General features: G+C 40.4%; 9 protein-coding genes and 2 pseudogenes. 2 read left to right on the top strand and 9 right to left on the bottom strand.

The features are described 5' to 3' along the window. Positions 1-35 precede the first annotated feature (35 nt). Positions 36-209 (bottom strand): Thivi_2564 family membrane protein, encoded by a 174-nt coding sequence (locus tag ACOCD9_RS17025; RefSeq protein ID WP_304598356.1) that lies wholly within the window; start codon positions 207-209, stop codon positions 36-38. 254 nt (positions 210-463) lie between these two features. On the opposite strand from ACOCD9_RS17025, the pseudogene ACOCD9_RS17020 reads away from it, so the two are divergent. Continuing rightward, positions 464-1137 (top strand): annotated as a pseudogene (locus ACOCD9_RS17020) (ISAs1 family transposase); the annotation flags it as partial. Between the two features lie 37 nt (positions 1138-1174). Here the strand turns inward: ACOCD9_RS17020 and ACOCD9_RS17015 are convergent. Further along, positions 1175-2239, bottom strand: a pseudogene (locus ACOCD9_RS17015) (ISKra4 family transposase). A gap of 346 nt (positions 2240-2585) precedes the next feature. Between ACOCD9_RS17015 and bioD the strand changes: the two are divergent. Continuing rightward, positions 2586-3272, top strand: a complete 687-nt coding sequence (bioD, locus tag ACOCD9_RS17010; protein WP_287701290.1) for a dethiobiotin synthase — start codon at positions 2586-2588, stop codon at positions 3270-3272. 125 nt (positions 3273-3397) lie between these two features. On the opposite strand, the gene ACOCD9_RS17005 is transcribed toward bioD, so the two are convergent. From ACOCD9_RS17005 to ACOCD9_RS16975, 7 genes are all read right to left on the bottom strand, one after another. After that, positions 3398-7018 (bottom strand): DUF7149 domain-containing protein, encoded by a 3621-nt coding sequence (locus ACOCD9_RS17005; RefSeq protein ID WP_419548027.1) that lies wholly within the window; start codon positions 7016-7018, stop codon positions 3398-3400. Between the two features lie 173 nt (positions 7019-7191). Further along, positions 7192-7935, bottom strand: a complete 744-nt coding sequence (locus ACOCD9_RS17000; protein WP_419548026.1) for a DUF1995 family protein — start codon at positions 7933-7935, stop codon at positions 7192-7194. Positions 7936-8280: 345 nt separating this feature from the next. Beyond that, positions 8281-8553 (bottom strand): hypothetical protein, encoded by a 273-nt coding sequence (locus ACOCD9_RS16995; protein ID WP_194014630.1) that lies wholly within the window; start codon positions 8551-8553, stop codon positions 8281-8283. Between the two features lie 5 nt (positions 8554-8558). Beyond that, complete coding sequence (locus ACOCD9_RS16990; RefSeq protein ID WP_287701295.1) at positions 8559-9272, bottom strand: hypothetical protein; 714 nt, start codon at positions 9270-9272, stop codon at positions 8559-8561. Between the two features lie 122 nt (positions 9273-9394). Next, positions 9395-11140: a diflavin flavoprotein gene (locus tag ACOCD9_RS16985; RefSeq protein ID WP_419548025.1), complete on the bottom strand. Its 1746-nt coding sequence runs from the start codon at positions 11138-11140 to the stop codon at positions 9395-9397. 51 nt (positions 11141-11191) lie between these two features. Beyond that, a complete protein-coding gene (locus ACOCD9_RS16980) occupies positions 11192-11692 on the bottom strand; it encodes a phosphate-starvation-inducible PsiE family protein (RefSeq protein ID WP_419548024.1) in 501 nt (166 codons plus the stop codon). Between the two features lie 130 nt (positions 11693-11822). Beyond that, complete coding sequence (locus tag ACOCD9_RS16975) at positions 11823-13547, bottom strand: diflavin flavoprotein (protein ID WP_419548023.1); 1725 nt, start codon at positions 13545-13547, stop codon at positions 11823-11825. Positions 13548-13924 lie beyond the last annotated feature (377 nt).

The raw sequence follows: 13924 nt of genomic DNA, 5'->3' as shown, positions 1-13924 counted from the left end.
AATAATTCAACCTTTCCTTCCGTCTAGAACATCACTCACCTACCGATACGAATTCCCTTGAGAAAACTCAGCAATCCGAACACCTTAAGAATCCACAAAACGAGGGCGATGACAACCACAATGTTCAGGATTTGCTTGATCTTGCTGTCCATCGGAATGTAGTTGTTCACGAGCCACAATAGAACCCCAACCACGATGATAACTACCATAAACTGTACCAGATCCGTGACTGACCTCCTTTCTCCGATCTAATGAGTTTCGTCAAGCATTTTATTCTCTTCATTATTATATATGCTTGTTTATATATGCTCGTTAGGTAGCCCGGGCAATCGCACACAATTCTTGAAGATACGCAATAAATCTACAATATATCCTCATGGAATAGCAATTAGGAGATAAATATTAAATTTTTCAAGTTAGTATACAGAATATTAACTATCTGTTTACAGGTTCGCACAAAACAATGTTAACGGACAAATGTTCATCACCAACAGCCCTGATTGAAAAACACTTTGGCACTCTAAAAGACCCTAGAGCGTTACACAACATTGAGCATTTGTGATAGATATTATTGCGATTAATATCTGTGCAACCATTTGTGGGGCGAACAACTGGGAAGCAGTTGCTGCCTATGGTATAATCAAATATGAATGGCTAAAAACTTTTCTAGCTCTGCCTAATGGGATTCCCTCTCATGATACATTGATCCGATTATTTGCCCGTTTAAAATCAGAAGAACTCCAGTCATGCTTTATTAGTTGGATGCAAGCGGTTCATCAGGTGACCAATGGAGAACTCTTAAATGTGGACGGGAAAACCTTACGAGGGGCAAAAGAACGAGGAAATAACCGCAGTTTAATTCCTATGGTAAGTGTCTGGTCAGCCACTAATCATTTGGTACTTGGTCAACGAAAAGTCGCTGAAAAATCCAATGAGATTACTGCTATTCCTGAATTATTGAAGATTTGAGAAATTCGAGGTTGTTTAGTAAGTATTGATGCCATGGGATGTCAAACTGAAATTGCCTCTACAATTATTGAGCAAGGCGCTGATTATGTATTAGCATTGAAAGCTAATCAAGGAAATCTTTATGAAGATGTCACCCAATTGTTTAATAGGGGAGCATCTCACCTTTGCATAAATGCTTAATGCAAAGGTGAGGTCAATAAAAAAGTTAAAAAAGAGAACCATTCAGATAGGCACAGCGATGACGAAGGACTTGCGGTACATTGCCAGAATTCCAACTTGCGCCAGCAATTTTAACACGAAACCCAATTTGTTTCACCTGAGATGACCCGGAGCCAGAACCAATGGAAATCCACTCTTCTTGAAAATAACCATAATTGACAATTCGATGTTTATGCTTGTTCAAATAAATAATAAAATTCTCAACTTGAGGCTCTGAGCATCCTTCGCGCACAAGAGATAGCCGCGTCCACGTCCCCCTTCCAGAGAAAACATTTTACCTCCTCAATTCCCTGGAATGACCCGCCAACTTTATAGAGGTTTTCGATTAAATGATACCAGTACAAAATTTCAATTCTTTCCTGTTTCTCTCCTATCTGACCAAATAAATTCCAGATACCATCATGTCCATCTCCTAAACAAATTAAAGGTTTAGCCAAAACTTGAGAATTAACCAAATCTAATAAAGCTGAGTTATCTTGAAAAAAAGCCGCTACCCCCAGTTGATGAAAACTCACTGCTTTATAATCACGCCAAATTAAGGCTTTTCCCTTGGCAGTTCTTAGTCGTACCTTACCGCCATCTAGGCTCATTTCTTCCACTTCTACTTCTGGGTTAGACGGTAATTCTTCAAAAGCATAGCGATGTACGAGGCGTTGTTGGGTACTGTGAGAAACAGCAATCCCTGTCAATGATTTGATTTTCTGCGCCGATTTCTCGTAGGATTCATCGCCACTTAATAGCAAACAGTTCTTCTCTAACATTGGACTCATCTGAGTCCGAGACTTTATATCTAATTTTTTTGCTTGTTTTTCTGTAATTGCTAATTCCCCCAAAATGCTTTTCACTTTTCTCATCCGACCGACGGTTTCTCCAGTGCTTGTTTTGACAAAAAAATACCGATTTCTGGGTTGACATACTCAATCATTAAATCTCTAACAGTCTCCTCTATCTCTGCCAAGTTATTAAATTCCTCAACTTGGGATTGTTTATAAAGACATTGCCCTAACTCTTGACATAACTCTTTAATTCTTTTTTCATTTTCTGATAGCATTGGATTGTTCCTCCTATCGAGCTATATTCTGAATTGTAAGTTATAAATATTAAGTAGTCGTGCAAAATTGATTTCCTAGTCGAGACAGGAGACAGGCTTCGGCCGTGAGCTCAGCGTTCGACCGAGCGTTCGACCGAGCGTTCGACCGAGCGTTCGACCGAGCGTTCGACTGAGCGTTCGACTGAGCGTTCGACTGAGCTCACGCCGAAGTCTCACGCCGAAGTCTCACGCCGAAGTCTCACGCCGAAGTCCGAACGGGTGTGGGGTGATGGGGAAGTGGGGTGATGGGGGATAAGATAATAAATGCTGGTGATTTCACCTGATCTTGACTGAGCCTGGGAGTTTTATGAATAGTCTTTTGATTGCGGCTACGGATACCGATGCGGGTAAAACCGTTGTCACCACTGCTTTAGTGGCTTATTGGCAAAAATACTATCCATCCAAGGCCTTGGGTCTGATGAAATTAATGCAAACGGGTCAAGGCGATCGAGAATGGTATGAGGGCTTATTTCAGGGTCAATTAGAAATGATCACACCGCTGCAATATCAAGCACCCTTAGCGCCTCCTGTGGCTGCTGATTTGGAAGGTCGAAATATTCCTTTGGGGACGGTGTGGCAAGCTCTGCTGAACCTACAAAAAAGCCAAGATTTGGTTTTAATTGAGGGTTTGGGGGGTTTAGGTTGTCCTGTCACTTACGAGCTAACTTTGGCGGATTTAGCGGCTCAATGGCGGTTAAAAACGCTTTTGGTGGTGCCGGTGAAATTGGGGGCGATTTCCCAAACGGTGGCTAATATTGCCCTGGCAGAGCAGAAAAAGGTCAATTTGGGCGGAATTATCCTTAATTGTCTCGAACCGCGCACGGAGACGGAGATAGAGCAGTTAACACCGATCGATTTAATTCAATCCTTGACTAATTGTCCGGTTTTAGGTGTTTTTCCCTTTATCGAAGATCGTCGGGATTTGGATAAATTGGCCTCGGTGGTAGCTAGTTGGCCAGAAATTAAGCTGTCAAGCATTGAAATTGCTTGTTGAGACGAGGCAAAAGGCACAAGGCAAAAGGCAAAGCTGATTCCCAGCATCTTTCAATTTGACAACAACCATTGTAGGGCTAATTCATGAATTAGCCCTACAGGACATCGGGGGTGTAAGGGAATAAATTAGGGTAAGTCCAGATATTCTTGTTCTGTTAGGGCAAATTCTGGATCAATGATTTTTACTTCATTATAGGTGAGTTGATAGAGTTTGTAAACTAATTTGTCTATGGCATCTGTGATTTTGGAAATATCAGCTTTTTCGTCTGCATTTCTTATTGAAATAATCTCTTTGACAAGTCGGTTAAGTTCTTTGTTGTTGGTGTCACAAAGGGGCGAGTTTCGTAAATAGATTGGTTTTATTTCATAATCGAAATATCTCTTTGAATAAAGCCAATTAAAAAGCTTAGAATTTAATATACCCAAAAGACCTTCAAGTGAATTATTGCCTTTTAAAATTATGTTTGAAATTCTATTGAGGTTATATTTTTTGTTATAATCAATCGAAGCAATTATTCTTTCCTTTAGAGAAATATTTCTTGTCCGCACAATTAATATTTTTGGTTCTGTAAAAAACTTTTCATCTGGCAAAGTTCTACCCAACTTGCCTTTGCTTTTTACAAACTCTTTGTCATACATTATGTAGCCTTCTGTCTTGATATTACCATATTTTGATACTCCCGTTCCTGGAACCATTGGATGGTATCTTTTATCAAGTTTTGTTTCTGATGTTAACTCGTCTTTTATATAACCTGTATTTATACCGACCCCAAAGTCATAACCCGTTTCAATTTTTGGAAAATTTGAGAGTAGTTTATTTACAATATTATATTCTTCGTCATTTAGTAAATAGTCAAATACTAAAAACTCATTTGACAAAAATCTATCCTGTTTCAGAGTATATGCTGGAGTTGTAGCCACATCAATTGGTTTTTGCGGATTAATTACGCTTGTTTTTTCACCATTGTATTTTAACTTCTGAAGAATATATATCGCAGAGTCTACTGTAGCTTCTTCAAACACTGAACCACCAAGCGGAACAATATTTTTAAGTGTGGAATTTTCTAAAAGAAACTTTCTTGTTTTGTCGAATGATGTTTGAAGAAGGAAAGATGAGTTAGTAATTAAAGAATTAAAGCCATTCTGTTTAGTGATTTTAAGTGATTGCTCAATGAAGAACTTATACAATTCATAATTACCTGATGTATTATAAAAATTACTGTTAAAATATTCCTTAACATTCTCAATGTCAGCATTTCTATAAACATAAGGAGGATTCCCAATTACAACATCAAACCCAACAAAATCCCCGTCATCATTCAAAACTTCGGGAAACTCAAACCGCCATTCTAAAGCATTATTATACAGCTTACCGCTTTCAATATCTGCAATTTCAGCAGTTAGCTTATCAATCTCATTATTTAACTTAGTTACTTTTTTCTCCCGCGCTTTTTGCTCCGTCTTAGTCTCCTCAAACAATAAACCCTGATTTTCCAGATTATAAAGTTCCCCTTGTAATTGACGTAACTTCACCTTCTTAGGATCACTAATTAATAAATTAGCACTAAACCCAGCCTTAATCTTAGCAATCAGCGTTTCCATCTCCCGCTTTTGTTCCTTATTTTCCGCATTGCGATAAGTCTGTACCGCATTGCGATATTCCTCAATACTAAACTTCTGCTTCTGTAAAACCTGTTTAACATCCACATCCAAAGCAAAGCGACTAATCAAAGAATTACCACACTTGATATTAATATCAATATTTGGCAAAGTTTCTAAATTGCCATCCTCTCGATAATAAGCATTTTTTAAAAGCTCAATCCATAACCGCAAGCGACAAATCGTCACGGAATTAGGATTAATATCCACCCCAAATAAACACCCCTCGATAATCGTCTGTTTCTCATGAAATAAGGCTTGCTGTACCCGTTGCTTTTCTTTATTATTCGGATGATAAGCAAATAAATTCCCCTCATCATCATAAACCAATAACTTATCGTTTCGCACCTCTACCCGATAATCTTTTAGCGACTTACCCGAACTATCTAATAAAACCCGTAACTCACTCTTAATCGCGATTATCTCATTCAAAGCTGAAACTAAAAAATGTCCCGAACCCACCGCCGGATCGCAAATCTTCAGGCTATTAATAATAGTATTCGCCTCTCTTTTATCCTCAATTCGTTCATACAAATCATCTAAAGTTTGACAATTCCAGCCTTTTACTTCATTAAACTTCTGCACGATCGCTCTTCGTATCGTTTCCCGACACATATACATGGTAATAAAACTCGGTGTATAAAAAGAACCGTCCTTATAACCATTAATCTTTTCAAAAATTAACCCCAGCACCGAAGCATTAATTAACTTTTCGCTATCTTCTTGAGGATTTTCTAACTCATCTCGATCAAATTTATAAGCATCCAAAAACTCAAACAAATAAGCCAACGCATTTAACTCACCTACTCGCTTATTACCCTGATTATCTTTTAGCACCGTCGCTGTAAAAATGGGTAAAGTTCGCTCCCGCAAATTGCCAATAAAAATCGTTTGCTGTTCCGTCTCCGTTGGCTCAAATAGCGAACTATTTAAATAAGGTACATGAGCAAAAGTCGTTTTAACCTTAGCCTCGCGCTTATTTGTCTCCCTGGCTAACACATCAAAAAACAAACTATCGAGATCATCATAACTGGGAACTTTCGCCAAATTGAGAAAAGCAAAATCTCGATCGCCTTGATGATATTTAATTAACTGCGCTTCCAATAGTTTGAGAAATAAAACCCGATTAATCCAATTAATTGATAACCGCAACGCCACATTATAAAGCCGATCCTCATCCGTAGTTCCAAACTCTTCTGGATTTTTTAATTGTGCAATTTTATCTAAACTATCCAACCGACTAATCGCATTTTCAATTAGGGAACCATCACAGCGATCGCCTTCTTTCATTTGTCCGATTAACTTCTTCCCTTTTTCCTTAATTTCCGTCAAACCGATAATATACAAAAGCTCATTATAAAAAGGCTTATTTAAAGTATTACTGTCATTAACAAAAGGTAACTTAAGTAAATGTTCTGGCGAAAGAATCTTGTAAATATCAAGCAAATCTAAATTTTCCAGATCTCGCAGATCAAAATGAGTAAATTTAATTTGCTCAATAACTTTAGTGATTGCTGGTTCGGCAATTTGTTGATAGAAAAAATCCGTTTTTGTACTACTCAGTCTCCCTGCTTCAAAATCGCAAAACTGGTTAACTAGAGCCTTATTAGCAAAAAACAACTCCTCAAAAATCTTCGCATCGAAAATAAACCACTCATAAATATTTGTCACGATCAAGTGTTTAATCTCAAGATTTTTATCCGTCACCCTTTCGCGGAGAAAATATAAAACTAACTGCTGAAAAGCCTTAGTATTGAGATTATCCAGTCTTGGCATTTCTGCATTTATTGTCCGAGTAGGTTTCTTAGTCTCAAAAATGATCCCCACTGGACTTTTAACATCCTGGTTATTATGAATCACCAGATCAATGCGCTCTTTTGTATTGATAAAATAGCGATCAGTATAATAGGTATTTTTTAAAAAATCTATCAGCAAATTTTTATTAAACTCTTCCGACTTTTTGCTGTCACATTGCTCCAACAAGCGCGTTAAATTAGCTTGAAAAACCTGAATTGTTTCAGTATCAGGCTTGATTTTTAAGTACACCCGATTTAAGGCTTGTTTGAGTTCTCGCTTATTGACAATCATAAAAGTTTACCTCTAGGGAAACTACCGATTAATTTTATTATAGCATTGCCAAATGATCGGTTAAAATAGAAGGATAAAAGTTGCAATCGAGGTCAATCCGTCGAAGCAAGGAATTTCTAACAGCAATGGGGAAAGAATCCCCAGTCACAGCCTAGCTTGACGGGGGGAGTATGTCACTGTTGCAATGCTTTTAAGAAGCGTCCCATAGTGGCAAATAAACCGGACTTTTTGGCTTTATTAGCAGGATTAGAACTATCATTAGGAGTATTACTAGAAGCTTTCAGAATCAGATTTTCTAAAGCTTCGCCCATGGGTTTAGTGGATTGTTCAGAAATTAACTCGTAACCGTCTTCTTTTTCGAGCCAAACTTGCCACAAGGAAGGATAGGAACGATACACGATCGCTGATTCCAAGGGACGAAAATAATAACAACTTTCTAGGATACTTAAAAATCTTTCTCGCAATTGTCGGGCTGCGTAACCGATACCCACTACCGATACATCTTCCAATTGAGGAATTAGAAGAACTACGGGGCGATCTTCGGCAAGGTAACAGAGTTTTTCTACGGAATTAATCTCCACCGAGGAGGGACAAACAACTAAAAAAACTTCATCTTCGGGCTTAATTTTGTTTTCGACGGGAATAAAACGACTACCTAAATCTCCCAGTTGAAAAACTGTTTCTCCCCAATCCCTTCGAGCTAACATGGCGGCTCCAGTATCGGGAAAAATTACCCTTAAACCAGAACCATAACTGTCAAAAATAGAGGTAAAATCAAGGGCTAAAGCTTGCGCTTGTAGAGCAATTTCTGGGATAACTAATTCCACTTGTATGCGTCTAGCTCCCGATTCTAGAGCCAGTTGGGTGGCGGCTTTCGCTTGCAGGATCGTTTCTTCTAGGGAATTGGGTAGGGTCATTTCAGTTATCAGTTATCAGTTATCAGTGAGCAGTTATCAGTGACTACCTCTGGTCGTCGGTGGCTTAAAATCAGAAAGATTTTAATTTTTATAAAAGGTAGGGTTGATTCATGAATGAACCCTACGTCCTGTAGGGGCGAAGCATTCGGGCAATAACCTATCGGTGAAACCGTAGATTTTCTATCCGAATGCTTCGCCCGTACTTTTTGCCGCAAACCCTACTTAAGTTTAGATGAAGTATGACGATATCTGGCATCATCCCCAGCATTAAGATAAATCCTATAAAATACCTTTAGTTTTTAAGAAGAAAGTCGGTAATCAGCAGAAAAGGTGAGGAGAGAAAGCTTAGGAAAGCTGATAGGAGCCGTGACGTTGGGCATAATAACCGAGAATTGCTGTCACCAGAGCGCGATCGCTTTCCTGAAAAGTCTCGGTATAGTTAATTTCTAGACTACCGATCTGACTTTGGTGATAATCAAATTGTTGGAACTGCTGGGGAGTGAGATGGGTTTCGACCCCCTGAACCTGTTGTAAATGGCTGGCTAATTCTCGATAGATAGCCAAGGGCATTTGGGGATAAATAATGGTTTGTTTTTGTTGAATAGCAATCGATCGCACGGGTTTTATTCTCCTGATTCGGAAACATTATAGCTGATCGAGGCTTGCGGTGCGGCGGCGGGTTCGGGGACACCATCCCCTAGGCGACGGGTAATAGTTCGACCGCTTTGTTGTAGAACAATATAGGGGTTATCGGGATCGGTGTTGATCGCTTTAACTAAAATTAAACCATTAGAGAGGGTAGAACCGGGGATAACTCGACGTTCCGTGGCTTCTCCGGGGGCTTTCACGATCGCCATAGGAGTGGTAGGCAACCGGAGAATGCCCGATACTTGCACTTCTTCCGCTTCCGTCGGTTGCGGTGGTGGTGGCGGCGTTTTCACTATCGGTCGTCCGGGGGTGGGAGGATTGCCCATTGCTGCTGGTCCGGCTGTGGTAGCCCCCGGAGTCCCACCCGGGGGTTCTTCCGCCACTGTGATTGTAATATTTGGTTGTAGGGGAAGGGGGGCAAAGGGATCCCTGCGACCGCGATTAATTTCTGCCCGTTTTTGGTCGGGATCGGTGGCGGGAATCAATCCGGGTACTTTTGGGGTGGCTGGTTCGGTAGCCGGTTGCACAGCACCGCTAAAGGCGGGTGGTTGGGCAGCCGGGGGACTAGGAGAGGGGGTGGGGGTTTCTTGGCTGGGTGGTGGGGATTGATTAGCTTGGTCAGAAGCTGGACATCCCACCAACAATAAAGCGACACTCCCCACCGATAGGACTAGCGGCAATTTTTTCATGGGGAAACTAAAGACAAAATGGCCCGGTCGGACAACCTTGGATATTAACATAACCTATGTTTCCCAGAAATCTAGGCTGATTACACGGGGAAAGTCAGGAACTTTGCCCCGCTAGTCCAGTTTTAGTACTGACTACCGGATTTACGATGACCGATGGCGGTGACACCGTTACTATCCAAAACTTGACCCCGCTCGACGGTGGCATAGACTAACCAGCGATCGCCGCAGAGTTGTCGCTCTTTCACCGTACACTCCAGATAGGCGAGACTTTCGCTTAAAATCAGACAGCCATTTTCCCCGACTTGGGTTTCTAATTCCGTAAAGACATCGCTGCCGGATTTGATGCAATTGGAAAAATGGCGGCGTAAATTGCGCCCTTCCTTGAGAATATTCAAGGTGAAGACGGTTCCCGAGTTAATTAGGCGATCGGCGGCTTGTTCGTCAGCAACGGCGATAATTAGTCCCGGGGGGTTAAAACTGGCTTGGGATACCCAAGAGGTCAAGAAACCAGCATGATCCTCGCCCTGACGAGTGGTGAGAACAGAAAGGGAACCAACGATCCGACCAACAGCCTGGGCAGTGCGATCGATTTGTGTTTCGGTCATTCCCTGTTGGGGAACCCGCAATTTTTTGGTTTTTTTCAAGGTCTGGGCAAAAGTTTCTCCGGCTGAATAACCTGCTTGTAAACTGCTTTCTGTGGGGTTAAAACGCACGCGCAAGGATTCAAAACCGAGGCGATAATTGGCATCTTTGAGTTTAGTTTCAATTAAATCTACCGCTTCTCCACTCCAACCGTAGGAACCAAAAACCCCGGCTAATTTAGTTTTTGCTGCCGTGGAAAGAACGATTCCTAAAGCGGTTTGAATCTGGGTAGGAGCGTGACCGGCTAAGGTGGGAGAACCGATAATAAATCCGTCACAATTTTCGATCGCTTGACTAATTTCGGCAGGAGTGGCAAACTCACAATTTATTGATTCTACGGCCAGATCATTTTCTAATAATCCTCGTTCGATCGAGCGGGCCAGGGTGGCAGTATTTCCGTAGGCAGAAGCATATAATAAAGCCACTTGTAGGGGTCGAGTTTTTTGTTCTTGACACCAATAGCGATAATCGTGGGCAAGACGACTAAGACTATAACGAATTATCGGACCGTGGGCAGGTGCATAATATTGGGCGGGAAATTCTTTAATTTTGTCGAGGGCTGTTTCTACTGTTTTAGATTGCACGGCATGAAGACAATCAAAATAATAACGACGATCTGCGTCTAATTCTTTCCAATTTTTATCCCAAATATCGTCACTGCACAGATGCACACTAAAGAATTTATCGCTGTATAAAATTTGGGTTTTTTGGTCAAAAGTGCATATTCCATCAGGCCAGCGGGGGGTAGGGACATTAGTAAAACTGAGTTGATGACCTTGCCCCAAATCAAGGATTTCATCGGTTCGTATGCCCAAAATTTGGGCATCAGGTAGGGCATTTTTCAGGGTATTGACGGCAGCTTTAGAACAGAGGATTGTGATTTGATGGGTTTCGGCTAATAATGCCTTTAAAGTGACGATACGGTTAGGATTAACGTGACTGAGAATTAGATAATCAAGACGATGTAAGGGGACATATTGACGAATTTCTTCTAAATAAATTTCGGTGAAGGATTCTCCGGGAGGATCGATTAAGGCGGTTTTATCGCCCCGGATAAGATAGGAATTAGCGGTGGTTCCCCGTTGACGAGCATATTCTATTTCAAATTTTAATCTGTCCCAAGTACGCGAGCGAAAAACCCAAGTTTGATCGGCAATTTCGGCGGTTTGAACATCGCGGGAGCGATTATTGATAGCAGTATTAGCAATTAAGGTAGTAGTGGTCATAGTTGTTAATTTGGTTATTAGTTGTACTGATAACTGATAACTGATAACTGATTAAGTTTTGCTGTTTATTTCAGTTAATTCTTTAACTAAATGTTGACGATAACGCTCCGAAACTTTTTGTTCGGGATCGATACCTTCAAAGGTGGGAGGAAGCCAAACTCTTAACACCATTAATGTGCCAAGAACTATTAGAAAAGCACAGGCGGCTAATACTTGTGTCCAATTAGTTTCTAGGACTCCTCTGACAATTAATTCTCGCAAAACCGAGACGATAGAAACTTCCACAGCAACACCGATAGAAACTCGTTTTTCTTGCAAATAAATAATTAACAATCGGAACAATTCTACTAGAATTAAGAGGAATAAAATATCGGCGGTAATAATCCGAAATTGAATCGGTGGCAGCAGCGACATAAACATTTCTCTGACTTCTAACACCATGAAGCTAAATAAACCAATACAGAGAGAAATGACAATTAAATCTTGAATCATTTCTAAGACTTGCACTACTCGCACCATCATTGGGGAAGGATTTTTAATTGGTTCGTACATTTTATTGCTCCTAAGATTGATAGAATTTGGTGTTAGCTGTTAGGGAATTGTGAATTATGAATTATGAATTGGGGAGCCTTTTTCACTGATAACTGATAACTGATAACTGATAACTGATAACTGATAACTGTTAATAATGGTTGCCAACTTTGCGATGATGGACAGCAGTTAAGGTATCTAAACGGGCAACTCGTCCGCTATTAACAGTACAATAAACTACCCAATGATCGCCGCAATCTAAACGACTGGTTACTTCACATTCTATATAAGCTAAGGCATCGGCTAAAATTGGTGATCCATTGTTAGCAGTATAGGTTTTAATGCCTTCAAAACGATTGGCACCGGGAGAGAAACGCTTGAGGAAATGTTTCATTAATTTCTGGTAATTATCCTCAGCCAAAACATTTAAAACAAAGGTATCGCTAGGCTGTAAAAAGGATACCATTGCTCGATCTTTAGCCACTGCAATCGCCACACCTAAAGGATTTAAACTTGCTTGTGTCACCCAAGAGGCAATCATGGCACTGGATAAATCAGCTTTTTGGGAAGTAATTAAGTACAATCCGGTGCTAATACGTCCTAGAGCCTTTTCTAAGTCGTTATTAATCGATTTAATTTGTTTAATCGTTTTTTCTCGGCTTAACCATTGGCCGAGGTCGGTTCCTGCTTCATCGGCAATCAAATCGAGGGATTGATTGGAATTGTCTTTAACTAAAAGAGGAGGAAAAGCTTCGATCGCCCCGATTTCCTGTAATTTATTTCTTAAGGGGAAAATTGGTTCATCTTCCCCACCTCCTGACTCAAATAATCCCACCGCTTGTTTGCCATTAATTGAAGCAATAATCGTGCTTAAAATCGTCTGGTTAATCGGGGAAGATTGGGGAGGCATTCCGATGATAACTCCCTTAGATTGATTGATCAATTCTCTGACTTCGTGGGGATCAGCATTATTCATATCGACTAATTCTGTCACCACATCATTTTTAGTCAAACCCTGACTGATCATAGTAGCTAAATGTTCGCTTTGTCCGTAATCTTGGGTAAAAAATACAGTCACTAAAGTATCAGCAGAAGTTTGTTCTTGACTCCAAGTTTGATAGCGTCCCACCCAATCAGAAATATGGTGTTTTAATAGGGGGCCGTGACCAGTGGCAATGAGATTAATTTCAAATTTCTCGATTCTTTTAATTGCCCCTAAAACTGAACGAGCATTCGGTCGCATCAGACAGTCATAATAGGTTTGAAAATCGCCTTCTAGCAGCTCTTTTTCTTGATCGTAGGTTTGATCATCACAAAAGTGCATTCCGAAGGCATCACAGGTAAAAAGGGTGGCAGTTTTAGCATCAAAAGTGAAGATAGTATCAGGCCAATGAAGATTAGGGGCCGCAACAAATTCTAAAACATGGCCATTACCTAAATCTAAAGTATCACCACTTTTAACTATTAACTGTTTAAAGGGTCTGTGTACCATGTTTTCGAGGAATTGCATGGCAACTTTTGCCCCCACCACGGTAACTTCTGGGACTAATTCTAAAACTTCTTTGACTAAACCACTGTGGTCGGGTTCGGTGTGACTGATAATTAAATAATCAAGATGATTGATGTTGATTAGTTTAGTTAATTCCTCCAGATAAAGGCGATCGAATTTGCGGTGAGATGTATCAATGAGGGCCGTTTTTTCCCCTTGAATAACAAAAGAGTTATAAGTGGTACCGTTTTCTAAACCAAATTCGATATCAAAGCGATCGCGGTCCCAATCCAAACAGCGCAGGGTAAAGGTATTTTCAGCGATTTCTTGGATTTGTGTGGTTAAACGGCTGGTTTTAGCGGGTTTTGGGGTGATTAAAGCAACCATAATTTCTATCTCCCACAGGATTTGATTCGGAACTGCATTTGCTTAATTCCTATGGTGACTTGCTTTCAGGGATTTGTAAAATACCAATTACTCAAGTCAATGATTAGTTAGATTTATATAACCTTTTCTCTATGGTTGCAAATATTAATTTGAGTGCTGGCCCTACCGAATCAAGACCTGAATACTGATTGTGCATCCTATCCACAGGTTAGCTTAGTCCTCGGTTTCGCATACTGCACTTTTGCCTATTTGTCAAGCTTTTTACACAATTCTTAATATTTTCCTCGTTTTTGCTCTCTCGCTCTCTTGGGGTGTTTTGTTTTCGATGTCAGTCTATGGGTGAACCTGTAACCCTTAACACAAGTCCAGAAAAAGGG

The sequence above is a fragment of the Microcystis sp. genome, from assembly GCF_048564745.1.
GTDB classification, from domain to species: domain Bacteria; phylum Cyanobacteriota; class Cyanobacteriia; order Cyanobacteriales; family Microcystaceae; genus Microcystis; species Microcystis ichthyoblabe_A.
Note: the sequence above shows the minus strand (reverse complement) of the source record. Positions and strands in the feature narration are given on the sequence as shown.

Coding starts and splice junctions, on each gene's coding strand:
- ACOCD9_RS16980 (WP_419548024.1), bottom strand. CDS start 11,692: ATGTACGAACCAATTAAAAATCCTTCCCCAATGATGGTGCGAGTAGTG.
- ACOCD9_RS17005 (WP_419548027.1), bottom strand. CDS start 7,018: ATGATTGTCAATAAGCGAGAACTCAAACAAGCCTTAAATCGGGTGTAC.
- ACOCD9_RS16990 (WP_287701295.1), bottom strand. CDS start 9,272: ATGAAAAAATTGCCGCTAGTCCTATCGGTGGGGAGTGTCGCTTTATTG.
- ACOCD9_RS16985 (WP_419548025.1), bottom strand. CDS start 11,140: ATGACCACTACTACCTTAATTGCTAATACTGCTATCAATAATCGCTCC.
- bioD (WP_287701290.1), top strand. CDS start 2,586: ATGAATAGTCTTTTGATTGCGGCTACGGATACCGATGCGGGTAAAACC.
- ACOCD9_RS17000 (WP_419548026.1), bottom strand. CDS start 7,935: ATGACCCTACCCAATTCCCTAGAAGAAACGATCCTGCAAGCGAAAGCC.
- ACOCD9_RS17025 (WP_304598356.1), bottom strand. CDS start 209: ATGGTAGTTATCATCGTGGTTGGGGTTCTATTGTGGCTCGTGAACAAC.
- ACOCD9_RS16975 (WP_419548023.1), bottom strand. CDS start 13,547: ATGGTTGCTTTAATCACCCCAAAACCCGCTAAAACCAGCCGTTTAACC.